This window comes from Pedobacter polaris (assembly GCF_005116505.1).
Classification (GTDB): domain Bacteria; phylum Bacteroidota; class Bacteroidia; order Sphingobacteriales; family Sphingobacteriaceae; genus Pedobacter; species Pedobacter polaris.
Genome location: NZ_SWBR01000006.1, coordinates 12,721 through 37,382 on the forward strand (window position 1 = coordinate 12,721; position 24,662 = coordinate 37,382).

The following is a 24,662-nucleotide window of genomic DNA, read 5'->3' on the forward strand; positions in this document are numbered from 1 at the left end:
TTTGTGCATCAAAGGCAGAATGCATAATTTTAGCAAGCCATGAAGAACCACATATTCTTAATTTTGTTAGTTGCTCTCTCCAAGAGTAATGGTATTATGCAATGGCTCAAACACCATTTGTTAACCTGTCCCTTTAAAGCTTCTACGGGTTTAGATTGCCCTGGTTGTGGTATACAACGTTCACTTTTAGCTTTAATGCAAGGAGATCTAATTGCTTCTTTTAAACTTTATCCGGCAACAATACCAATTATCAGTTTATTAGCTTTTACTGTTATTCATTTAAAATTTGATTTAAAAAACGGGGCGTTTATTATAAAAATGCTTTATATTGGTATCGCATTAATTATTGTAATCAATTACACCTATAAAATATTTACCAATCAACTAATTTAACGTTATGACTGAAGAACAATTGCCGCAAGAAACGCCAAAAGAAAATTTACCAGAAGGAGCTTCACAGCCTTTAGAACCAAAACAACCTCAAAATACTAATGGTGGTGGTTTTCCGCCAAATAACGGCGGCTTCCCTCCAAACAATGGTGGTTTTCCTCCAAATAATGGCGGATTTGGGTATGGCATGCAACAATCTTTGCCAAACGCAACAGCAGTATTGGTGTTAGGTATTGTATCAATAGTTTTATGCTGCTGCTATGGTATTCTGGGTTTAATCCCAGCTATTATAGCTTTAGTTTTAAGTAAAAAAGATAAAGCACTTTATGCCGCAAATCCAACCTTGTATACAGAAGGTTCTTTTAAAAACCTTAATGCAGGTAGAGTTTGTGCCATTATAGGTTTGGTATTAAACATTTTAACATTAATCTATTACGCAGTTATCATTATCATGTTTGGTACAGGAATGCTGAGTGATCCAGAAGCAATGCAAGATTTCTTAAAAGGATTGCAATAATTGCTAACTATATTATTGGAACGGTCTATATTAATTTATAGACCGTTTTTTTATGTGCTGTAAGTCAGTAAATTGTTATTTTATGTTACGATAAATATTAGCGCATCATATTTGCTATCTTTGCACTGTTTAATAAAAATAGAAAGAAATGTATCCAGAATATTTAGTAGAGCCAATGCGTGCTGAGTTAACAAACGTTGGTTTTGAAGAATTAAAATCGGCAGATGCTGTTGATAGTGCAATTAAAAGCGAAGGAACTGTATTTGTTGTAGTAAACTCTGTATGTGGTTGTGCTGCGGCTAATGCTCGTCCTGCAGCTAAATTAGCAGCTTCTAATGCAAAACACCCAGATAAATTGGTAACAGTTTTTGCTGGAATGGAAAAAGATGCAGTAGATAGAGCAAGAGCATATATGATGCCTTTCCCTCCGTCATCACCTGCTATGGCATTATTTAAAGATGGAAAATTAGTACACATGATTGAGCGCCATCAAATTGAAGGCCGTCCTGCACAAATGATTGCCGATAGTTTAATTGGTGCATTTGAGCAATATTGCTAAAGGTTAATTACACCGCTTAAGGTGATTTCACAGATAATAAAGAGCCCATTCTGCTTTATGTAGGATGGGCTCTTTATTTTATAGGAATCTGTGTAATCTTCTTAAATCCGTGTAATCATCTTCTTTAAAAATCTTTATTCAGCAACTTTTCTAGCTCTCCGAAAGATACGTTCATTCTAACCCTGCCTTGTTTGGCGTAAGCAATTTCTCCAGTTTCTTCTGATATAATTACAGCAACTGCATCTGTTGTTTCAGATACACCAATGCCTGCTCTATGGCGTAGACCAAATTGAGGTGGTAATTTATCATTATCGGTTAAAGGCAAAATACAACTTGCACTTTTAATTTTATTTTCAGCAATCACTACCGCTCCATCATGTAATGGACTGTGTTTTTGAAAAATACTTTCTAATAATCGTTTTGATATTTTAGAATCAATTAATTCGCAACTATTGCTAAAAAGTTCATCATCATAAAATTTCACAAACACAATTAAAGCACCTGTTCGAGTCTTTTTCATGCTTTTGCAAGCATCTATAATTGGCTTTATTCTAATTAAGTTATCTCGCTCTAAATCTTTACTGCCGAATAAATAGCCCCACCAGGCTTTGTTTTTTTGCAAGAAAGTACTTTTTCCGATGTGGAGTAGAAATCTTCTTATTTCTGGCTGAAAAATAATGATAAGCGCCATAATACCTACGCTTATAAATTTATTAATGATGGTAGACAGCAAATCCATATGTAAACTTTTCACCAAATGGTAAAAAAGAAATATAATTAGCATGCCTAATAATAAATTTACTGCTAATGTATTTCTAATCAGGCTGTACACATAATAGATTAGTATGGCTACAACTATGATGTCGATTACACTTACCCAAGTTATTTTTTCTAGAAGGAAATCGAAATCAAGGTTTTTCATTGAGCACAAGTTAATTATTTTGAGGCTTTAAATCAACTAATTAAGAATTTGGGTCTTAAAAAAGAGATAATAAGCTATTTTATGTTAAAAATTAAGGGAATTTTATTTTTTCTGAGAGATTTATGCACTCAATTGCTGCTTTTACATCATGAACTCTTAAAATTGATGCACCTTTCTGTAAAGCAATAGTGTTTAGTATGGTAGTTCCATTTAAAGCATCTTCATTTTTTATGTTCAGTACTTTTGTAATCATAGATTTTCTTGAAAAACCCACTAGCATTGGCAACTCAAAAGTAGTTAGGCTTTGCATTTGTTGTAAAAGTTCATAGTTATGAGAAATTGTCTTTGCAAAACCAAAACCTGGATCAATAATGATATCCTTAACGCCTAATTTTTTTAAACTCGAGAGTTTTTCTGTAAAATAAGTTAGCACTTCAGCTGTTACATTTTCATAAGTTGGGTCTTGTTGCATGGTTTGCGGCGTTCCTTTCATATGCATGATAATATAAGGAATTTGAAGTTTTGCAATAGTTTCAAACATTGCCTCATCTAAACTTCCTGCAGAAATATCATTAATTAAGTGAGCCCCAGCATGAATGCTTTCTTCGGCTACTTTAGCTCTGAAAGTATCTATAGAAATTAGAATCGAAAATTCTTTTGATATAGCTTCAACTATAGGAATTAATCGTTTTAATTCTTCCTCTAAACTCACATCAATTGCACCTGGTCTAGATGAATAAGCACCAATATCTATAAACTTAGCACCCTCATTTATAAACTTTTCGGTAGATTTTAATGCTTCATCAATAGTGTTTACCCTACTTTTCTGGTAAAATGAATCAGGGGTAATATTTAAGATGGCCATAACAGCAGGAGTACTTAAATCTATTAGTTTCCCTTTGCTATTTAGTGTTAATTTTCGGTTTAAAAATGTATCTTTAGCCATCATTTAATACAAAAATAGGTATTAAAATAGCTTTAAACTAAATATTTTAATTGTTTTGGCAGTAAATACATCACACGAGTACGATAGCGTTATAGCGGTTTGCAAATCGCTTTTTTTAAAGAAGACAAAAGATTATGGAACAGCCTGGCGCATTCTTAGGCCAGCCTCTATAACAGATCAAATTTTTATCAAGGCACAACGCATCCGTACATTAGAAGAAAAGAAAGTTTCTAAGGTAGGAGAAAACATTACATCAGAATATATTGGTATTGTAAATTACTGTGTTATTGCTATGTTGCAGTTAGACCTAACTGAAAATGAGCCTAATGAGATGGAAGTAGATCTTGTGGAAAATTTATTTGATAAAAGAGTTAATGAAACAAAAGAATTGATGTTTGCCAAGAACCATGATTATGGAGAAGCTTGGAGAGATATGCGCATTAGTTCATTAACTGATTTAATATTGATGAAGATATTAAGAGTTAAACAAATTGAGGATAATTTAGGTCAAACTATAGCCTCTGAAGGTGTTAAAGCCAATTATCAAGACATGCTGAACTATGCCGTTTTTGCATTAATTAAACTTGGAGTTAATTAAAATCAACTGATATGCAGAAGATAGCTTTGAATTTTTGTAGATGGTTTATTGGAATATTATTTATTTTCTCTGGCCTAATTAAAGCTAACGACCCGCTTGGTTTTGGTTATAAACTGCAAGAATATTTTGAAGTTTTTCATATTGGTTTTCTAAACAATTGGGCTACTGGAATTGCTATCATTTTATGTGTGCTCGAGATAGTTTTAGGAGCTTTATTGTTATTTGGCTTCTGGAAAAATCAAGTAACTAAAGGTTTGCTTGCTTTAATTATTTTCTTTACGTTTTTAACATTTGTTTCTGCTGCTTTTAAAGTAGTTACTTCTTGTGGCTGTTTTGGCGATGCAATTCCACTTACGCCATGGCAATCTTTTAGCAAAGATTTGATTTTGCTAGTTATGATTGTCTATTTGTTCATTCACCGAGCTAAAATTAATCCCGTTACATCAAGTGCAAAATTGCAAAGAGGTTTATCATTAGCTGTTTTTTTAATTGCTTTGGCTTTTGGTATTTTCACTTACAACTACTTGCCAGTTATAGATTTTTTACCATATAAGGTTGGTTCTAGTATTCCTGAATCAATGAAGACTCCTCCCGGTGCTGCTCAAGATGAATATTTGATCATGTATGAGTTAAAGAATAAGAAGACTGCTGAAACTAAGCTCATGAGCGATAAAGATTACATGAAATTAGAGGTTTGGAAAGATGAGAATTGGGAAGTTGTTGGTACGCCAGAGAAGAAACTAATAAAAAAGGGATTTGAGGTTAAGATTAAAGATTTAATGATTTCGGATGCTTCTGGAACAGACTATACAAAAGAGATTGTAGAAAATCCTTATTATAATTTGGTTGTAGTTGCCTATGATTTAAATCATACGAATGAAAAAGCCATAGCAGAAACCAATGCTTTAGCTTTAAATGCTGCTGAGCAATTTAACATCAGAACGGTTTTATTAACTTCTAATTCTGCACAAGATGCAACTGTGTTTGGTAAAAAAATGAAACTATTTATAGAGATTTTTTATGCTGATGCGGTTCCTTTAAAAAGTATGGTAAGAGCAAATCCTGGTGTTTTGTTATTAAAAAATGGAGTTGTCATTAATAAATGGCATTACCATAGTTTGCCTTCGTTTGACGAATTGACCGAAAAATATTTCAGCAAATAATGGGAATTTACGCACTAAGAAAACTACTGTATGGCTTTGCTGTAATGGCCGGAGTTATTTTAGTTGTTTTTGTGCTTTTTAATATCTTACCTGGTGATCCAGCCAGAATGACTATGGGACAACGTTCTGATGTGCAATCTTTAGAAGCTGTTCGAAAAGAGTTTGGTCTAGACAAATCAAAGCCAGTTCAGTTTTTTCTTTACATTAATGATTTGTCGCCCATTAGTATTCATGACAATGATAAAGAAAACCAAGAAAAATACCATTATCAAAAACTGATTAGTGTTGGAAGTGATGTTATTGTTATTAAAAGCCCTTACTTAAGACGTTCTTATCAAACTAAAAGAGATGTAACCACTATACTTTCAGAAACTGTTCCGAATACATTTGTATTGGCATTAACAGCAATGATTTTCGCTACAATAATAGGCGTTTTTTTAGGAGTACTTTCTGCGGTAAGACAAGGAACTTGGATAGATAATGCAGCCAATACATTTGCAATTTTGGGCATATCTGCACCTTCATTTTTTGCTGGTATTATCATTGCATGGCTTTTTGGATTTGTACTGGCAGATTATACGGGCTTAAATATGAGTGGGAGCTTATATAGTTACGATCCATTTAAAGGAGAAATTATTACTTGGAGAAACCTCTGGTTACCAATGATAACTTTAGGATTGAGACCATTGGCTATTATTGTGCAATTAACTCGTAGTGCGATGCTAGATGTACTTGCACAAGATTATATTCGTACTGCAAGAGCAAAAGGTTTAAGCCGCAATACGATTATCTATAAACATGCCTTAAAAAATGCTTTAAATCCGGTAATTACGGCAATATCAGGATGGTTTGCATCTTTATTGGCAGGTTCATTTTTTGTAGAATATATTTTTGGATATAATGGATTAGGTAGAACAACAGTTACAGCTTTAGAAATGTCTGATTTTCCTGTTGTAATGGGCTCCATCTTATTTATTGCTTTCATATTTGTGGTGGTAAATATATTGGTTGATTTGCTATATGCTTGGGTTGATCCAAGAGTTAAATTGGCCTAATATGTTAGAAGAAAGCATTAACTATACTAAAATTGCTGATGGAAAATTGATTTCAATTTTTAAACAGCATCCAGAAGTTTCTCCAAAAGCAATTGCATTATTTTGCCATGTTTTAAATGCACAACATATTTGGGCAAATAGAATTTTAGGCTTAGCTCCAAAATATCAAGTTTGGCAAACTTATGGCGTTGAATTATTCGAACAGATTTCAGCTGAAAATTTCAAATTGCTAGCCCAGATATTTACAACTATCCCATTGGATAAGGAAATTACTTATACCAATTCAATTGGTGATCAGTATAAAAGTTTAGCTAAGGATATTTTATTTCATGTTGTAAATCATTCTACCTATCATAGAGCTCAAATAGCTACCATGTTTAAGTTAGATGGGATTACTCCACCTGTTACAGATTATGTCATTTTAAAACGCGATCATCAGTTATGAAAGTCTTCCTAATTGGATTTATGGGCTGCGGTAAGAGTACCAAAGCAAAACAATTGGCAAATAGATTAAATTGTCCGGTAATAGATTTAGATGCCGAAATTGTAGCGCAAGAAGGAAAAACAATTGCCGAATACTTTGCTGAAAATGGTGAAACCGCTTTTAGAGAATTGGAAAGTCAAACCTTAAAAACATTTCCTTATCCAGAAACCTGTGTAATTGCAACAGGTGGAGGACTACCTTGCTTTTTTGATAATATGGAATGGATGAATGCGCATGGTAAAACCATTTATTTGCAAATGACACCACCACAATTAGCGTCTAGACTTCACAATAGAGAAAAGAGACCTTTACTTAAAGGCATGGATGATGAGCAATTGCTGGCTTTTATAGAAATGAAATTAACAGAGCGAGATATTTACTATAACCAAGCTCAAATTATTGTAAACGCATTTGATTTAGATGTAGAGATTTTGGAAGAAAAATTGAATGCCTAGGGCGTATTATAAGCAGTCAAACTAACTATTGCTTTTCTTGCTCAAATTGTTCTTCAATGTATTTGATTTTTGTCTTGCCATGTGGTGTTGGCTCACCATAATCGTTGATATTTACAAAAACAATTTTATCAATTGTTAAAATACTTTTTCTGGTAATCTTATTTCTTACTTCACAACACATGGTGATAGATGTAGTGCCAAAAGATGTAGCCGTGATTCCCAATTCAATAATGTCACCAAGTTTGCCAGAACTAACAAAGTTAATTTCAGACATGTATTTGGTTACAACCTTTGGATTTTCTAATTGTACAATAGCATAAATGGCAGCTTCTTCATCAATCCATTTTAACAAGCTACCACCAAATAAGCCTCCATTGGGATTTAGGTCTTCTGGTTTTATCCATTTACGAGTGTGAAAATTCATAGTCTTATTTTAAGTATCAATTACATCCTATCAAACACAAAGATCCTTTTGTTGTATGCGTTTTCACTAATTTAATAAGAATCAAAAGAAGTGAGAATATTTTAAGTAATTTGAATATACTTAATTGTTATTGAATTCTTAAATGACTAATAAATGATAGATCGGATAGTTTTAACCCAATCCGATCTACCTATCAATATTAGAACTTATAACCTAAGGTTGCAGCAAACTGACGAGGAGGAATTGGATTTACACTATAGTTTTCGTGTACATAATAGTTTAGCTCATTTCCAATGTTAGAAAGCTTAGCCAGGATGGTGAATTTTTTGTAAGCGTATCCTGCAGAGAAATCAATAGTGGTAAATCCATCTAATGAAATAATTCCAGATGATGAATTGTTCTTAGTAGTATTTCTGCCACCTAAACGATCACCAACATAAAATGCAGAGGTGCCTAGTTTTAATCCTTTCAACCTACCTTGTGTAAAAGTATAAAACAAGGTTCCATTAGCCGTGTTTTTGGTAGTACCCACTAAACGTTCACCTTCCACAATCCCTGTAGTAGCTAGTGTTGAAGTATAACGCATGTAATTATAACTGTAACCTGCTATAAAATTTAATCCTTTTACAATTGTACCAGAAAGATCAATTTCTAAACCATCACTTTCTGTACTACCAGAAAACTCTCTTTTGGTAGCATCAGCTAAAGCGGTCTGGGCAAATTTATCGTTCTTAATTTTATAATAAGTAACGTTGGCAGAAAGCTTTCCATCTAGAAAGTCATTTTTTACTCCGGCTTCATATTGGTCAATAATGGATGGATCCATGGGTGCATCTGTAGCTATATCTGTTCCTGCATTCGAAGTAAAGTTGTTTGAATAGCTGACATAGATAGAAGTAGTTTTTAAAGGTTGGTAGATTAGGCCAACCTTAGGAGAAAAGGCTTTGTCAATCTTATCTGCAACCTTTCCTTTAGTCCTAGTGCCATTTGCTAAACTATCGATAGTAGTTGTTGGTGTTTTTTGGAATGACCATCTTACTCCTGCTAACACTTTAAATTGATCAGTTATTACCATTAAATCCTGAACAAATCCACCCATTCTAAAAACAGAAGCTTGGGTGTTAGCTATTCTTGTTGTTGCAGGCATATTGAAGTTAGTGGCTTGGTTTAAGCCAGAAAGCTCAAGTAAGTTTACTGAATCATAATATCTACTAGAAGCTGGACCAAGTGTGTTCGGATTAGAAAAACCAGCAGTTATGATTCTTGATTGATCTGCATCAGCTCCCACTAATAAGGAATGTTGAATAAAAGCAGTTTTAAATGATCCATTTAAATTGATTTGTTGGTTATAGGTAAACTCTTCAATATTAGAACGTGTAAGTGCACGTTTCCAAAGCCCTGCTGCATCAGCAAAAGGTCTTTCAGTAGAAAAATAATCTCTTTTATATGATTGCAAAGATGCAATCACATTTAATTTCCAATCCTCATTAAATTTATGGTTCACATTTAATTGTGCTGTAGCAGTGTGCGTATTGTTATATGCAAAGTCTGTGTTTATGAACATATTTCTGCTCAATGGTGAAATTGCATTTGCTACAGTACCTATTCCAAAATCAGGAGTGAAATCACTTTTTAGGTAATCACCTTGTAAAATCACCTCGGTTTTGTCATTAATTTTATAAAGTAATGAAGGATTGATATATAATCTTTTCGACTTTACATTGTCGCGGTAGCTGCCGGCACTTTCATAAGTAGAAATTACCCTGAAGGCAAGTTTTTTTGAAATTGGACCATATAGATCAACTATAGGTTTATAAAGATCATAACTTCCAACACGCATAGAAACCTCGCCACCATATTCAAATTTTGGTTTTTTTGTCACCATGTTTACTACTGCTCCGCCAGAAACACCACCATATAATAACGCTGCACTACCCTTAAGTACCTCAACAGATTCTAGTGTACTCGCTTCTGGAATACCACCAATTGTAGTACGAGCCCCATTTTTGAAAACATTATTTGCGCCTAAACTATAGCCTCTTGCATAAAAATTCTCACCAACAGAACCTCTATTCGCTCCAAGGGCAACCCCATTCACGTTTTTAAGTACATCACCTAATCGATTAGCTTGTTGGTCTGTAATAACCTGACTCCCTATTACCTGTACTGATTGAGGAAGATCTCTTGCTGGAATTGCAATCTTCCCTGTATTTGTTGTTTTTGTATTTGATGATTTGTAGGTAGAAATAACAATTTCATCCAATTGGTCTGCATTTTCTGAAAGTGTAAAATTAAGCGTAACAATCTGACCCTCTACAACTGATACTTTCTGTGACTGAACTTTTAACCCAACGTAAGAGGTTTTAACAGTATAATCACCGCTTTTTAAACCATTAAAAGTATAAACACCATTTGCGTTTGTAATGGTTCTTTTATTGGTTTCCAAAATTTGAACACTTACAGCAGCAGCAGGCTGGCCATCATTTGTGGTTACTTTACCAGTGATGGTTCCTTTTGCTACCATAGAGGTTAGTTGAGCGAAACTTTGAAATCCAGTTATTAGTAGAATTGTGAAAATTAGTAGTAGAGTGTAGGTTTTTTTCATAGTATATTTATTTAGATTAATTCTAATTTGCGGCAAATGTATCATTTGTGTTCGAATGATGCAAGTTCTATTTAGAATTATTTTAAATAATAGTGTATGGAGTACGTAGCTATATAGCTCGATCTTTTCGACAGATCATTAGCTAGTGCTAAGAAAAATGCAAATGGATTTGATACTCTCTAATTGGAAGAATTGAGGACTGATTAATAAATAGAGTATATAACTTATTTAAGTTCAGTTAAATAAGTCTGTGTTTGTTTTTCAATTTCGAGTGTAGCAACTTTAATTGCAGAGCCAACTTTAGTGGTTTCAGGTTTTACTGCCATAGTTCCAATAGTTGCCAAAGCATCTCTATAATATTTGCCCCAAACCTCTACAATGTGTTTTTCATCAGCTACAGATTTACCATCAGCAATTGCCTTTTTGCTCAATTCAAATTCAGTTTTTAGGCGAATTAAGGCATCATTTTTAACTTGAGTAACAGTAGCAGATGCCGTAATTTCATTCGCTGTAACTAGTGTATAGGCTGCAGTTAATGCACTAATGCCTACATTTTTCATCGTTGTAGCAGAAACCTTATCAATCCTATCGTTATCCGTGTGATAAAATACATCTGTAAAATGCCACATCAATAAACCAGGGATTTTATTCTGCAAGAATGGTGTATGGTCACTTCCCCCTTCAAAAGGGTTAAAATTTACTGTCCAATTAGCAAATTTGCCCTGTGCTTTGCAGATGTCAAATATGAAATCGTTGTAATAATGAGGGAAAAGGTCTTTTTCTTTTACATCTCCAGCACCCCATTCGCTATGTTTATCTGTACCACGTGTCCAAATTGCAGATGGATCTGGCATTTTTTCAATTAAAAAAGACCCTCCCGTTTTTTGGGTGTCTTCGCCAACCATATCTAAACTCATTCCCCATAGGATGCCTTTTGAACGAGTAGTGTCTTCAATAATGTATCTTCTTGTAGAAACAATTTCATCACCCCATAAAAAAGTTAAAGTACGTTGTGGCTTCAGCTTTCCAGTTTTTACTAAACTAGCAGTAACTCTTGCCATTTCTGCTAATGTGCCTACACCTGTGGCGTTGTCATTGGCACCAGGTTCCTGTACGTGAGCACTATAAACAAAGCGTTCATTGGGCTTTATATTTCCTTTTACATTAGCAACTATCGTTAGCTCTTCTGATTGGTAAATTTTGGTTTGGATATTTACTTTTAATTCTACTTTCCCTGTAAGACAGGCCGCTTTAAGTTTTTCTTTAACACCATATGATAAAAGCAAAGACCAAATGCCTGCATCAGCTGGCATACTACCAAAAGAAATTGAGGTTTGGTATTTTTCGGGTTGGTTATATTTTGGCATGGCGTATCCCATTACACCAATAGCGCCAGCTTTTGCTGCAGTAGCAATCAATCGACCAGTAGAAGCATCTGCAAACAAAATTTTACCTTTTAAATCTTTACCTTCTAACTCTTTCGCAGTTCCTCTGCCTACAAAAATTACCTCAGCCGTAATGCCTTCAGTTGGTGTTGAAGGGCAGTTAATCGGGATCATATTTCTGTTTGTTTGATAAGCTATTAAGGGCATTTTCTCGCCAACAATGGTTACACTCGCATCTACGGGTTCCCAAGTGTTTCTTTTCATTGGTCGTTTTTCAATGCGGTAGGTTAAAGGCGATTCGAATTCATCATTTTTTTGCTCAACAAAACCAGCCTTTTTCAAGATATTTTCAACATAGTGGATGCTCGCATTGAAGCCTGTATTTCCCGGAACACGAAAATATTTTTCTACAAATGCTGTTGTTGCATATGCATTGTCTTGATTGAAGTTCGCTCTAGTTAATTTAAAATAGGTGTCTGTTTGACTTTGCGAAAAAACAGTTGTTGTGATTAATGTTAGCGCAAAAAGAATAATTTTTTTCATGGTGTAATTTAAAGGCGAAAGTAATAAGTTTATCTTTAAAATTACTCATCATAAAGGCTAACACTGTAACAATTTCCTGCCAAATCTACCGGTTTGTTACCTGTAATTTAACGGCATGCATACATCACATATAATCAATGCCAATGAACTCTTAATGCCTTCTTCTAATCTGATGATCAACAGAAAATGGCCCAGAACCAATTACCCAGAACAGAACCAATAGACAAAGTACAATTAACGATAACCACAATTCTGAATTTAGCGCAGAAAATCCGTTAGAGATATTTACAAATAAGATTGCACACACTAAAATTGGAATTTGAATAACCACAGCAAATCTTGTGACTAAACCAATGGTAATTAAAATGCCGCCCACCAAATGTGCAAAAGCAATAATATGAATAGCTAAACTTGCTATCATTTCTGAAAAGCCGAAAACACTATTCTTTAACAAAAGTTCTTGTTGCTGACCAGTATCGCTGATGAGTGCAATACCCTTACTAAAAATTATTAAGCCTAATACGATGCGTACTACATCTAACCATTTTGCGTGATGGGCATCGCCCCAGTGCTCAACTTTTTGGATAACGTTCATGATAAACCTCCTTTTTAAGCTATATGAAGTTACAAAAATTATTGAGATCTGCAAATAAAAAACAATCCGCTATCGCTAAAAATGAATAACAATAATTTGTCTTGTAATGGTTTTCTGATTTAAGGATTTATGGAATAATTAAGCCGTCTAATCTAAATTTCCAGCAGCTCTTTCTTTCCTTAAAAGTTTGGCCAAATCTATTTTAGGATAACTTAAAATGATAACTTTTGTACCTTTTTCCCTGGCAAACTTATTCTCAATTTCTGCGACCTGAACTATACTTCCAAATAAGGATTTATCTCTAGTATAATCAGTGTTATCGATCTCCTTAATTCTAATCACTGTTTTAATTTCTTTGTCTAAATCTACCCAGCCCACATAATCTGCACTAAATGAATTGGCTATTAAACCTTTGGTTTTCGAATAATAGTTAATGGCACCTGCCTGCCCATAATTATCGCAAAGGATGAAAACAGTCTTCTTATCGCTTATGCCAGCATAAATAGAATCAACTTTTAGCGCTAATTCTTTCCAAGCAATCATATCTGCAAAATCCTGAGATATAAAATGTTTTTTACCGTCTTCCCAAGTATGTTCGCTAAATGGCTTATGCTCCTTCGCATCATTGGCATATTTAGCTGGTGTGTATACAGGTAAGGCAGTTTCTATCAATGGATATGCAAATAATAATATAATAACTATTGCTACATATCGGATATAATACTTCCAACCATGTTGTAATAGAATGCTTAAATAAACTGAACCAAAAGCAAAGAAAATAGGATAGAGGCCAATTGCATAATATGCTTTTGCTTTAAAAAAGATAAAAATTAGGATTGTAAAAATGTAGGTCCAAAAAAATAAACGATAAGGTTTGAAGGGAGTATAGCTGAAAAATGAAATAAATGAGATTATAATAATAAAAATAGAGCCTATAAAGAAGAAGATTTGCTCTTTTATAAAATCCATTCTATTTACATGAACTAACTGGGTTTCTGCTAATTCTTTCATGTGCTTAAGCACTGGAAAATCATTTTCAATTTGCCAGATAATATTTGGACTGATTAAGGCCAGGGCCAAAATTATACTGAAGTAGAACTCAGGCTTTAAAAATAATTTTCTGTGTTTGGTGAGCACTATTGCAGGTAGCAAACCTAATAAGCAGAATACAATATTGTATTTATTTAAAAATCCAATAGCAAAGCTGACTGCTAAAAAATATAACCATTTAGAATTACCTGTTTGGATAAAATGAATGAATGTGTAGTAGATTAAAGTCCAACATAAAATATCTAAAGAATTAGGTTGGTATAAAATATTTATCCTTAGCAAAACCGAAAAAAGTAATGCAGTGGAAGCTAATATACAGGCAAATAAACTTCCCTTTAATGCTTCAATTGTTTTCCAGACCACCAAAATTGTTAATGAGCCAAAAAGTGCAGGAAAGAATTTAATCCAAAAAGTGGAGTTGCCAAGTTGTAAAATTAGCCAAGAAATCCATGAAGTTAATGGTGGTACTGAATGAAAACCCCAAGCCAAATGTTTGGCCTGATCTAAATGTAAAAATTCATCCCGATGCAATTCATAAACTGGGTTAACCACTAAATATTGCAATACAATTTTAGCTAGAATAAACAATACAAGTAAAATAGTTTCTTTCTTCATTACTGTAAGGTTTCTAATAAACTCTTTTTGCTTTTTTCAACATGGTTAATGTATAAATATCAACCCAGAACTTAATTGCCCACAAGAAGCCAGCTAAAATAATAGAAAGATACAGGGTTAATAGGTTACCACGCATTGCACCAAAACTTTAGTATTGGCATTTATATTATCTCTTACCAGCTCTTTTCTCTAGTTCTTCAATAGGCATGTTCATCATTCGTCCAACTGGATCTTTACCTCTATATGTAATTACTTTTAGCACTTTGGCATCAATAGGAGGCACTAGGGGAGTAGTATACTTTGGATAGAAACGGTCTGGGAACGAATTATCGAAGCTATAATAAATATCTAAACCTTCTACTTCTGTGCTTAAATTAATAGAAAGATTTCTGTCTGCACTTCTTTTAACTGTAAATATTGGGTCATACACGCTTGGTGCATATTTAGTTTCAGCTATATCTAAACGCTTAAAATGTTGTTCTGTACGGGCAAAAAAGTTTGTCCAATTTTTTTTCTCTTTTGGACTCCAAACAGATTCTGCAATAGCAAAACCACGGGGCCAAGTCATATACTCTGCCTGACGGATATTGTAAACTTGCTCTGTCCATAAGTTAGCTTGCCCCCCTTTAATTAAAGCTGGGTTTACACCTTGTGGTATTGGATCAAACTCATAAGATTTACTTAGTCTTAAAGAAGCATATACTTTCGGTTCTGTAATGGCATCAGCCTGCATGTAATCTATATAAGCATATTGTGTTGGTGTCATTACTACTTCATGACCAGCCAAGGCAGCCTCTTTACCGTATTTCATATCTCTCCAACTCATTACTGCTGCACTTTGAGAAACACCACCTTCTAAAACCTCATCCCAAGCCATAAACTTTTTACCCTTAGCTACAATAATTTGCTCTACTCTTTTTTCAAAATAAGCTTGCACATCAGGGATAGTTTTTAAACCCTCACGCTTCATTAAATCTTTTATTTGGTCATTCTTTTCCCAAAAATTGCGAGCAACTTCATCACCCCCAACATGGATGTATTGGAAAGGAAACAGTTTTGCAATTTGAGTAAATACAGTATCTAAGAAAACATAAACTTTTTCATTAGCTGGGCAAAGCGTATTGTCTATTAAACCAAGTGGAGGGGCACCGCGGCTCCAGTCCATAATTTTTTCGCCGCTGCGTACTTTATAATTTACAGCTTCTGGTGTGCATGAAAGCTCTGGATATGATGCGATTGCTGCCAAACTATGACCAGGGACATCTATTTCAGGCATGATATCTACAAACCGATCTTTAGCATAAGCTACCAATTCCTTAATATCTTCTTGCGTATAAAAACCACCATAATTACGAGGTTCTTCAGGTTTTGGTGGTATAAAATCTCCAAAAGTACCTACTCTTTTAACATTCCAAGCACCAACTTCTGTTAGCTTTGGCAAACCTTTAATTTCAATTCTCCAGCCTTCATCATCGGCTAAATGTAGGTGCAAAATGTTATACTTATAGCGCACCATTGCATCAATATATTGTTTTACTTCTTGTTTAGTAAAAAAGTGCCTTGCAACATCAAACATTAGCCCTCGCCATCCTAAACGTGGAAAGTCTTTTACTTCTACACATGGAGCAGTCCATCTTATATTTTTAACTACTTCTTTACTTTCTATTTCTTTTGGTAGCAGTTGTATCAATGTTTGTACGCCATAAAATAAACCTGCAGGTTTGTTAGCTCTAATGATCACTTGCTTTAACCCAACAGTTAAATGATAACCTTCACTTCCTAAAGTTGCATCCTCAGAGTCGTTTATAATTAATTTAATAGTGGCATTGGCTGAAGGAGGATTAACTGAACTTACATAATATCCAGTCGGTATAGATAAACGTTCTTTTAAAAATGCTACCGTTTGTTTTAACTCTGGCAATTTGCTGACCTGAATGGTAATGTTATTTGGTAATACAAAATGTCCAGCTTGTTTAATTAAGCTAACAGGTTCTGGAATAATTGAAATTTCACTATTTGCTATGGGCTCATTGTTTGCAAAAATTTCAGTACTTCCATCTAAAGATTGTGCTGAAACATTAACAGATAAAAGTAAAAGTGGTATAATTCGGAAGATAAATTTCATCGGGTAGAAAAATTAGTAAAATTAAATCGCAATTTATCAATTATTTAAGACATTAAGAATTGGGGTACAATGGATTTATAGTAACAATTGAAATAGGAACTTAATCTTTAACAGATCTCGCATGTTTATGGAACAAATAGGAAAGAGGTAAGCCGATACAGCTAATTAAAATTAAACAATTAATTAATCCAGCCGACCATGAAAATGGAATTTGTGAGGCTTTTGAATTTGGAACAATAATTAAATTCATGATTGACCAAACAAAAACACCATATAAAATTGCAATAAGAATTGTGTTTTGAAACCATTTCCAAAGTTTGGAATAGATGAGCGAAAACAATATTGTAAAAATTAATGCAACCAGAAAATGCATTAATAAACCAAATAAAATCATGTCTGTGCCTCCAGTCATTGCAGTTTTACCAAATACAGCGCTGGCGATATATTTTAAGACAATCGTTACATTTTTACCTGTTTTTAGATAAAAATTCAAGAAAGCTGCAATGATATCTAAAGTTCCAGCAATTAAGCCAGCTTTAATAATTAGATTGATATTCTTCATGATTTTAAAGATTTGCTTGTTTCCTTATCGCATAAATTACTTCATCATATACAGTTCCGTTTTTATAGAATGTTTCCTTTAGCTGTGCTTCTAAAGTAAATCCTGTTTTTTCTAAAACTCGTTGAGATTTAATGTTGGTATCAAAAGTTCTGGCAAAAATTCTTGTGATGTCAAATGTTTTAAAGCCGTAATTTACCATCAATTTTATTGCTTCAGGAACAATACCCCGACCCCAATATTCTTCAGAAATCCAGTAACCCATTTCCGCATTTTTACAATAAAAGTCTAATTGTGGATGTATACCGATTGAACCAGCAACCTCACCATTAACTACAATTGCAAAAATTTGATTGGGTGTTGAGGATTGCGCAAAATTGATAAACCTAATACCATCATCTTGTGTATAAGGAAATGGGAATTTATTACTTAGATTTTTTGCAATATTATAATTGTTGGCATGTTTTACCAAGCTCATTAAATCTGTAGTTTGAAAAGGACGAAGCTCGAATTGCATTGATTTTAAACTTTATCATTCCGACTTTAGAGGAATCTGATAAGTTGAATATACTTAATAGATTCTTTGCTTAGCTCTGAATGACAAATAATTATTTCAATGCATCCAAAACTTTAAACAACTTTTTGCTAATTCCAGAACCATTGTAATTGTTGATGTTAATTACAGCAATGTATTTGTTCCCTTTGTTGTCAGTATAATATCCAGCATAAGCAGAAACATCGTTTATACTGCCACTTTTTAATTTCATACCATTATTTTCTGGAAATGAATTGTAATAAGCAGCAAACCAATCTTCTTTTTGAGCTTGGAATAAAATAGAGGCCATTGCTGAAGTGGTTACCCTTGTTCCTGGAGAAAGCCCACTTCCATCTAAAATATTCAATGCATTTTTATCAATTCCTTTAGCAGCCCAGAAGTTAATTATCGCTGATGCTCCATTTCTGGTGCTAGGGGTTTTGTCTAATTTCCAAGCAATTGTTTTTAGCAGTTGCTCCCCATAAAGATTAACGCTTTTTTTATTGAACCAATAAACGATTTCGCTCAAATCTGGCGAACTAATTGTTGCAAGTTTTTGTGTTATGGCCGGTAAAACTTTGCCTTCTAAGTGTAGCCTCCTAGCAGTTGTAGCCTCTTTACTAGCAGAAATAGCTAATCTCGATAAAGTATCTCGTAAGCGATAAGCTGCATCATATGCAGGATCTGGTAGTGCCAAAGAAATTCCGGCTTTGCTAATTCCCATACCCCAAGTGCCCCGTAAATAAGCTATTTCACTATAAGGAGGTAGAAAACCATAAGCATTATCTCCTGAACCTGTTGAGCCAGTTTTAAGTTCATTAATAACTTTTAAATAGGGCATTGCCGGAACAACTTTTTGTACACTAGCTTCTGCACCTGTGCTTCCTCCAGGTTTTAATTGGATGTCAAATTGGTTTTCCCTCCAAGCCAATGCTGAGGTTCCAGCTCCATAGTAATTCCCCATGTCTTGCCAAATCCAGCCTTCTGGCATAGATTGAGTGCCAAATAAACGATCATCTCCAATTATTGCACCTTCAATCTTTTTAATTCCAGCAGTTTTTATTGCGTTTACCCAACCTGTTAATATTACATTTTCTTTGGTTTGCTCATAACGCCATGATCCAAGCGTTGGGTCTCCACTACCAATAATGATTAAATCACCAAGTAAAGTTCCATCAGCAGTAATTTTTCCACTATATGCTAATGTTGTTTGATATTTAAAATCTTTTCCTAAAATGCTGAAAGCAGTAGCAGATGTAATTATTTTTAATGTTGAAGCGGTTGCTAGCCCAATATTTTCATTTTTAGCAAAAATCACTTTTCCAGTTTTTGCATCAAGTACACAGAGTGAAGTAATGGCATACTTTGCCTGTTCATCATTTATTAAATTTTGGTAAGCCTGCTCTAGTTTAGCGACTGGAAATTGAGCAAAACATTGACATGTAAAAAATAATAACAGTAGTTGAATCTTAAATATTTTCATTAGAATAATTTGTCTATTAAAAACGATTGATATTAAAAAAGTGATGCATAAGATACATCACTTTTTAAAATTTATATAAACTTAAAACGTATAATTTACAACGTTTAACTATCTAAACCAGCTCTTTTCTTACCAAATACTCAGCAATTTGAACAGCATTTGTAGCAGCACCTTTACGTAAATTATCAGCTACTATCCACATGTTTAATGTATTTGGCATCGATTCATCTCTACGGATACGACCTACAAATACTTCATCTTTTTCATGTGCATCTTTTGGCATTGGATATTTTAAATTTGCGGTATCATCTACAACGATAATTCCCTCAGTTTTTTCTAACAAAGAAGTTACATCAGCTAAATCGAATTCATTTTCAAACTCAATGTTTACTGATTCTGAGTGCCCACCCATTACTGGAATACGAACCGTAGTAGCTGTTAAACGAATATTGTCGTCGCCCATAATTTTACGAGTTTCGTTAATCATTTTCATTTCCTCTTTTGTATATCCATTATCTGTAAATACATCAATTTGAGGGATAACATTTAAATCAATTTGATATGGATAAGCCATTTCACCATCATAAATGCCTTTACGTTCATTCATCATTTGCTCAACCGCTTTAACACCTGTTCCGGTTACCGATTGATACGTAGAAACAACTACACGTTTGATTTTATATTTATCATGCAATGGTTTTAATGCAACCACCATTTGAATGGTAGAACAATTTGGATTAGCAATAATTTTATCATCTATTGATAAAGTATTTGCATTCACTTCTGGAACTACTAACCTAATAGCTGGATCCATTCTCCATGCAGAAGAATTATCAATAACTGTAGTGCCAGCTTCTTTAAAACGAGGTGCATGTTCTAATGAGGTACTTCCACCTGCAGAAAACAAAGCAATATCTGGGCGCATTCCAATCGCAGTATCCATGCTAACGATTGGATACTGTTTACCCTTAAACGTAATTAACTTACCAACGCTCTTTTCTGAAGCAACTGGAATTAATTCGGTTAATGGGAAATTTCTTTCCTCCAATACTTTTAACATTACAGTGCCTACTAAACCTGTGGCACCTACTACTGCAACTTTCATTTCTCTCTTTTTTTATTATATTTAGTTAATTCTTAATATCTACCAAATATGAGAAAAAGTTTACTTTTTTTAATGCTGCTGAGTGTTAAACTTACATTCGCACAAGTTTCTGATGATTTTAGTGATGGAAATCTTACATCAAATCCAACTTGGGTTGGTCAAACCTCACTCTATAATGTCAACACTTCTAAACAATTACAGAGTTCGCTAAGTTCTATTGCTCAAATAGTTAGCTTGTCAACATCCAGTTTTTTAGCAGTCAATACTAAGTGGGAGTTTTTTGTGCAAATGAACTTTGACCCATCTTCAAGTAACCAAGCAAGAATTTATTTAATTTCTGATCATCAGGATTTAAATGGTCCATTAAATGGATATTTTGTTCAAATAGGAGAGAGCGGAAGCGCAGATAGCTACGATTTATATAAACAAACTGGTACAATTGTCACAAAAATCATAGATGGTGCTGCAAAAACTAGGGCTAATGTTAACATACTCTTGGCTAAAATTAGCGTAACTAGAAGTGATGTAGGTAAATGGGAGTTGGCAACTGATATAACTGGTGGTACTAATTATTTTTTAGAAGGAACTGTTACAGATTTAACACATACTAATACGGATTGGTTTGGTGTAAGGTGCGATTACACAGCCACTCGTTCTTCGGGATTTATTTTTGATGATTTTTCTATTGCTGAATTGATACCAGATGTTACACCACCAGCCTTAGTAAGTGCAAAAGTATTAGATGAGTTTAATGTGGAAGCAGTTTTTTCTGAACGATTGCAACCGGCATCAGCCTTGATGGCAAGTAATTATTCTACTAGTTTAGGTACGCCAATAGCTGTTACTGCGACCTCTAATGCGAATGTTTATAAGCTAACTTTCGCATCTCCTTTACCCTCTGGTGGATATAAATTAACGGTTACTAATGTTAAAGATTTAAAGGGAAATCAGATTGGAACAGCTAATACAGCTTCATTCTTTTATGTAAAACCATATATACTTAAAAAAGGGGATGTTTTAATTAGTGAAGTTTTGTCTAATCCAAAAACCGGAGGAGTGGACTTTATAGAAATTTATAACAATACCAATCAGATTTTAGATTTGAAAGAATTGCAATTGGCCAATATTGATGCAACAGGAAGTCCAGCTAATATTAAAAACGTAAGTTCAACTTCAGTTTATATGCCAGCAAAAACATATTGGGTATTAACAACAAGCCCAACAGTTGTTAAACAGCAATATAATACAAAATTTCTAGATCAATTTATACAAATGAGCAGCTTACCCACCTTTAATAACGATAAAGGCTCAGTTGTTTTATTAGGTACTAATGGATTATTAGAGCAATTTGATTATAATGAAGGAATGCATATTGCACTCTTACAAGATGGTGATGGGGTTTCATTAGAAAGAGTTTCCTTTACGAGGGAGGCAAATGCCTATGGTAATTTCAAATCTGCAGCACAAGCTACTGGTTTTGCTACACCGACTTTTAAAAACTCGCAAGAAGAAGATATCAACCTTTTAAAAAGTAAAGTCAGCTTAGCTCATAAAACTTTTTCTCCTGATGGAGATGGCTTTGAAGATTTATTGCAAATTGATTATAGTTTCGTTAACAATGGCAATTTTGCTACAGTAAATATTTATACTGATAGAGGAGTTCTAGTTCGCAAGTTGGAAAGAAATACTTCTATAGCAACTGCTGGAAATTTTAGTTGGGATGGCTTAACAGATGCTGGTAAAAAGAGCAGGGTAGGCATTTATATTGTAAAGTTTGATGCTTTTGCTTTGAATGGCAAAATGGAAAGCTTTAAGGAGACTTGTGTATTGGCAGCAAAACTGAATTAAAATTTTGAAAAACAATTCCATAATACACTTGTTGTTTTTAAAAAAAGATTTAGCCATGAAATACAGAAAATTATTATCGAGTCTTACTAGAAGGTCTAACAGCGGTTATGTAGCTGTTGCATTGGTTGCTGGTTTAGCGGCAGGGGCCATATTAAGTATTTTGTTTGCTCCTGAAAGTGGAGAGGATACAAGAAGGTTAATAAGTGACAAAGCAAAAGGATTAGGAAATAATGCCAAAGATAAATACACGGCATTAAAAAATAAACTAACAGGTCATGATATGGAAGAAGAGGATGCTGTAGCTCCTGAAGTGCCTCATTTTACCCATACCACAACAAAAAGGCGTAAATCAGACATTAAAGACATCATTCATGATAGCCATGTAGAAGGACAGCATAATGAAGAAGCAACTAGCTAAAAATTCTATTTAGAATTCAGGAAATATTTTCGCGATGAAATAAATTATCCGACTAATCATATTTGATATTACAATGTGATTAGTCGGATTTTATATGCAATAGCACTAAAGCTTTAACTAATTAGTACTCTTAAGAAGCTAAACTATAACAATTGATTGTTAACGTATTCGAAACTTGTTTTAACAGAGCCCAATTCATCAGGTTTATAATTAAACTCATGCTCTACAAAATAATGTTTTACACCAGCTTGTTTAGCACCTTTAAATATTGATTTAAAATCAACCATCCCTTGTCCAATCTCTGTATTTACAGCTTTGTTGGTTTTGTCAATATCTTTCACATGGAACATTTTGAAGCGACCAGGATGAGCATTGAATAATGTTAAAGGATCAGCAGCAGATCGCACTGCCCAATATAAATCCAATTCAAAATCTACTAGTTTCTTATCTGTATTATTCAACATGATTTCATAACCAGTTGTGTTTCCAAACTTGGTAAATTCGAAGTCGTGGTTATGATATGCAAATTTTAAACCAGCCGCATTACAAATTTTAGCCCCTTCATTAAGTTTATCAGATAACCTCTTAAAATCATCAGCAGTTTTTCTTATTGAGCCTCCTAGGTATGGTACAGTAATGTATTCACTGCCAATAACATTTGCAGCTTCAATGTATGATTTTAAACCATCGCTACTTTTACCAGACATAAAATCTTCCAGGTCATAATGACCACTTGGAGCCTTCATTCCATATTCTTTTAGTAAACTATCAAATGCTTTTGCATCTAATCCCCAAAAGCCATCTTTAGCTGAATAACCGTAGGTTTCTACTTCTTTATATCCTATAGCAGCAACTTTAGAAATAATACCTTTAATATCATTTTTAATAATGTCTCTTAAACTGTAAAGTTGCAAGCCAATAGCATGTTTGGCAATTAGAGTGCAGGCAAATGATGGCGTAACAGTAACAGCAGCTGCTAATAAGCCTGTTTGTTTAATAAAGGTTCTTCTAGAGTTCATGTTGTGTAGTCTTAAATATTAAATATCGGTTTGAGCTTCAGTTTTATCGTTAAATAGCAATGCGAATATTAAAAAGACTACAAATGCGATGCCAGCTGGAATAATCCAAATCATTTTCCAGTCTTCAGCACCATTAACTTTATACATCTCTGTAATTTGACCAGCTACCATAAAACCTATTAACATTCCAATTCCATAAGTAGCTAATGTAATTAAACCTTGAGCAGCACTTTTAAATTTATCACCAGCTTTAGAGTTGGTGTAAATTTGTCCAGAAACAAAGAAGAAATCATAACAAATCCCATGTAATGCAATACCTGTAATTAACATGAAGCTAAACTCACCAGCGTTGCCATAAGCAAATAATACATAACGAATAGCCCATGCAAGCATACCCACTAAAATAGTTTTCTTAAAGCCGAATTTCTTAAAGAAGATAGGTAGCGCTAATAAAAATAATACTTCTGATGCTTGTCCAATTGTCATCTTACCAGTTGGATTATCCATACCTACATTTGTAAGGAAATTATTAGCATTTTGATAGTAAAAAGCTAATGGGATACAAATTAAGATTGACGAAATAAAGAAGATTAAGAAGTTTTTGTCTTTTAATAATTTCAATGCATCCAACCCTAAAATATCAGAAATAGTTATTTTTTCACCTGCACCTTTTGGAGGTGTTTTAGGTAATAAGAAACTAAATAAACCAAGTACTATTGAAGCAATACTTGCCATCAAAAATGTGTTTCTTAACAATCCATCTTTCACACCATCTTGAGAATCCCAGTGAAAAGCAAAACTTATTAATAAGCCAGCAGCTATCCAACCTAATGTTCCCCAAATTCTAATGCTCGAAAATTCTTTCTCGGGATCCTTCATTTGGTTAAATGATACTGAATTTACCAAGGCTAAAGTTGGCATATATAATATCATATAACTTAAAACATATGGGTAAAAAACAGACATATCAGCAGCGTTATACATTTGATACATTAAAATGGCGCCAAGGATATGTAATACACCAAGAATTTTTTCGGCATTAAAATAACGATCTGCAATAAGACCAATAATAAAAGGAGCAATAATGGCACCCCAAGATTGGGTAGAAAAAACAGCTCCAGTTTCTGGGCCTGTTGCACTTAAATTTTTGCTTAAGAATGTTCCGAGTGTTACAAACCATGCACCCCAGATAAAAAATTCTAGGAACATCATTAAAGACAATTTGACGCGGATAGTTGGGTTCATTTGTTTATTTGGTTAGGGT

At 33.8% G+C, this 24,662-nt stretch carries 24 protein-coding genes; 10 read left to right on the top strand and 14 right to left on the bottom strand.

Translation table 11 applies throughout. The features are described 5' to 3' along the window. Nucleotides 1-39: 39 nt before the first annotated feature. The 3 genes from FA048_RS18710 (at nt 40) to FA048_RS18720 (ending at nt 1,466) form a co-directional block, all read left to right on the top strand. A complete protein-coding gene (locus FA048_RS18710; protein WP_225872582.1) occupies nt 40-393 on the top strand; it encodes a DUF2752 domain-containing protein in 354 nt (117 codons plus the stop codon). A 4-nt stretch (nt 394-397) separates the two neighbouring features. Beyond that, nucleotides 398-907 carry a CCC motif membrane protein gene (locus FA048_RS19860; RefSeq protein WP_205943528.1) on the top strand — a complete coding sequence of 170 codons (510 nt, stop codon included), beginning with the start codon at nt 398-400 and terminating at the stop codon, nt 905-907. A gap of 148 nt (nt 908-1,055) precedes the next feature. Next, nucleotides 1,056-1,466: a BrxA/BrxB family bacilliredoxin gene (locus tag FA048_RS18720; protein WP_136844018.1), complete on the top strand. Its 411-nt coding sequence runs from the start codon at nt 1,056-1,058 to the stop codon at nt 1,464-1,466. A 124-nt stretch (nt 1,467-1,590) separates the two neighbouring features. Here FA048_RS18720 and cdaA read toward each other — a convergent pair whose 3' ends face one another. Next, nucleotides 1,591-2,388 carry a diadenylate cyclase CdaA gene (cdaA, locus tag FA048_RS18725; RefSeq protein ID WP_136844019.1) on the bottom strand — a complete coding sequence of 266 codons (798 nt, stop codon included), beginning with the start codon at nt 2,386-2,388 and terminating at the stop codon, nt 1,591-1,593. A 91-nt stretch (nt 2,389-2,479) separates the two neighbouring features. Continuing rightward, a complete protein-coding gene (folP, locus tag FA048_RS18730) occupies nt 2,480-3,334 on the bottom strand; it encodes a dihydropteroate synthase (protein WP_136844171.1) in 855 nt (284 codons plus the stop codon). 55 nt (nt 3,335-3,389) lie between these two features. On the opposite strand from folP, the gene FA048_RS18735 reads away from it, so the two are divergent. The 5 genes from FA048_RS18735 to FA048_RS18755 are packed head-to-tail and all read left to right on the top strand — an operon-like array spanning nt 3,390 to nt 7,089. Next, on the top strand, nt 3,390-3,932 hold the full coding sequence (locus FA048_RS18735) for a DUF1599 domain-containing protein (protein WP_136844021.1): 543 nt from the start codon (nt 3,390-3,392) through the stop codon (nt 3,930-3,932). An 11-nt stretch (nt 3,933-3,943) separates the two neighbouring features. Then, the gene (locus FA048_RS18740; RefSeq protein WP_136844023.1) at nt 3,944-5,095 is read left to right on the top strand and encodes a BT_3928 family protein; all 1,152 of its coding nucleotides are present in this window, start codon (nt 3,944-3,946) and stop codon (nt 5,093-5,095) included. Continuing rightward, nucleotides 5,095-6,150, top strand: a complete 1,056-nt coding sequence (locus FA048_RS18745) for an ABC transporter permease (RefSeq protein WP_136844025.1) — start codon at nt 5,095-5,097, stop codon at nt 6,148-6,150. The genes FA048_RS18740 and FA048_RS18745 overlap by 1 nt, the downstream gene beginning before the upstream one ends. 1 nt (nt 6,151) lies before the next feature. Next, nucleotides 6,152-6,595, top strand: a complete 444-nt coding sequence (locus FA048_RS18750; RefSeq protein WP_169306908.1) for a DinB family protein — start codon at nt 6,152-6,154, stop codon at nt 6,593-6,595. Beyond that, entirely contained in the window at nt 6,592-7,089 is a 498-nt protein-coding gene (locus FA048_RS18755; RefSeq protein ID WP_136844029.1) for a shikimate kinase, read from the top strand. The genes FA048_RS18750 and FA048_RS18755 overlap by 4 nt, the downstream gene beginning before the upstream one ends. A 25-nt stretch (nt 7,090-7,114) precedes the next feature. On the opposite strand, the gene FA048_RS18760 is transcribed toward FA048_RS18755, so the two are convergent. From FA048_RS18760 to FA048_RS18805, 10 genes are all read right to left on the bottom strand, one after another. Next, nucleotides 7,115-7,513 (bottom strand): acyl-CoA thioesterase, encoded by a 399-nt coding sequence (locus FA048_RS18760; RefSeq protein ID WP_136844032.1) that lies wholly within the window; start codon nt 7,511-7,513, stop codon nt 7,115-7,117. 199 nt (nt 7,514-7,712) lie between these two features. Beyond that, entirely contained in the window at nt 7,713-10,118 is a 2,406-nt protein-coding gene (locus tag FA048_RS18765; RefSeq protein ID WP_136844034.1) for a TonB-dependent receptor, read from the bottom strand. Between the two features lie 224 nt (nt 10,119-10,342). Beyond that, nucleotides 10,343-12,046 carry a M28 family peptidase gene (locus tag FA048_RS18770; protein ID WP_136844036.1) on the bottom strand — a complete coding sequence of 568 codons (1,704 nt, stop codon included), beginning with the start codon at nt 12,044-12,046 and terminating at the stop codon, nt 10,343-10,345. A 151-nt stretch (nt 12,047-12,197) separates the two neighbouring features. Then, entirely contained in the window at nt 12,198-12,641 is a 444-nt protein-coding gene (locus FA048_RS18775; protein ID WP_136844038.1) for a DoxX family protein, read from the bottom strand. Nucleotides 12,642-12,788: 147 nt separating this feature from the next. After that, nucleotides 12,789-14,306 (bottom strand): glycosyltransferase family 39 protein, encoded by a 1,518-nt coding sequence (locus FA048_RS18780; RefSeq protein WP_136844040.1) that lies wholly within the window; start codon nt 14,304-14,306, stop codon nt 12,789-12,791. 166 nt (nt 14,307-14,472) lie between these two features. After that, entirely contained in the window at nt 14,473-16,431 is a 1,959-nt protein-coding gene (locus tag FA048_RS18785) for a beta-N-acetylhexosaminidase (protein WP_136844042.1), read from the bottom strand. Between the two features lie 100 nt (nt 16,432-16,531). Then, nucleotides 16,532-16,993 (bottom strand): hypothetical protein, encoded by a 462-nt coding sequence (locus tag FA048_RS18790; RefSeq protein WP_136844044.1) that lies wholly within the window; start codon nt 16,991-16,993, stop codon nt 16,532-16,534. Nucleotides 16,994-16,997: 4 nt separating this feature from the next. Next, nucleotides 16,998-17,507 carry a GNAT family N-acetyltransferase gene (locus FA048_RS18795; RefSeq protein WP_136844046.1) on the bottom strand — a complete coding sequence of 170 codons (510 nt, stop codon included), beginning with the start codon at nt 17,505-17,507 and terminating at the stop codon, nt 16,998-17,000. A 91-nt stretch (nt 17,508-17,598) separates the two neighbouring features. After that, on the bottom strand, nt 17,599-19,008 hold the full coding sequence (gene dacB, locus FA048_RS18800) for a D-alanyl-D-alanine carboxypeptidase/D-alanyl-D-alanine endopeptidase (protein ID WP_136844048.1): 1,410 nt from the start codon (nt 19,006-19,008) through the stop codon (nt 17,599-17,601). A gap of 112 nt (nt 19,009-19,120) precedes the next feature. After that, the gene (locus tag FA048_RS18805) at nt 19,121-20,113 is read right to left on the bottom strand and encodes an aspartate-semialdehyde dehydrogenase (RefSeq protein ID WP_136844050.1); all 993 of its coding nucleotides are present in this window, start codon (nt 20,111-20,113) and stop codon (nt 19,121-19,123) included. A 48-nt stretch (nt 20,114-20,161) separates the two neighbouring features. Between FA048_RS18805 and FA048_RS18810 the strand changes: the two genes are divergently transcribed. Continuing rightward, on the top strand, nt 20,162-21,961 hold the full coding sequence (locus FA048_RS18810) for a lamin tail domain-containing protein (protein WP_136844052.1): 1,800 nt from the start codon (nt 20,162-20,164) through the stop codon (nt 21,959-21,961). Nucleotides 21,962-22,016: 55 nt separating this feature from the next. Beyond that, a complete protein-coding gene (locus FA048_RS18815; protein WP_136844054.1) occupies nt 22,017-22,379 on the top strand; it encodes a YtxH domain-containing protein in 363 nt (120 codons plus the stop codon). Nucleotides 22,380-22,522: 143 nt separating this feature from the next. On the opposite strand, the gene FA048_RS18820 is transcribed toward FA048_RS18815, so the two are convergent. Continuing rightward, nucleotides 22,523-23,398, bottom strand: a complete 876-nt coding sequence (locus tag FA048_RS18820) for a sugar phosphate isomerase/epimerase family protein (protein WP_136844055.1) — start codon at nt 23,396-23,398, stop codon at nt 22,523-22,525. Nucleotides 23,399-23,416: 18 nt separating this feature from the next. After that, entirely contained in the window at nt 23,417-24,643 is a 1,227-nt protein-coding gene (locus tag FA048_RS18825; RefSeq protein ID WP_136844057.1) for a nucleoside permease, read from the bottom strand. Between the last annotated feature and the right edge of the window lie 19 nt (nt 24,644-24,662).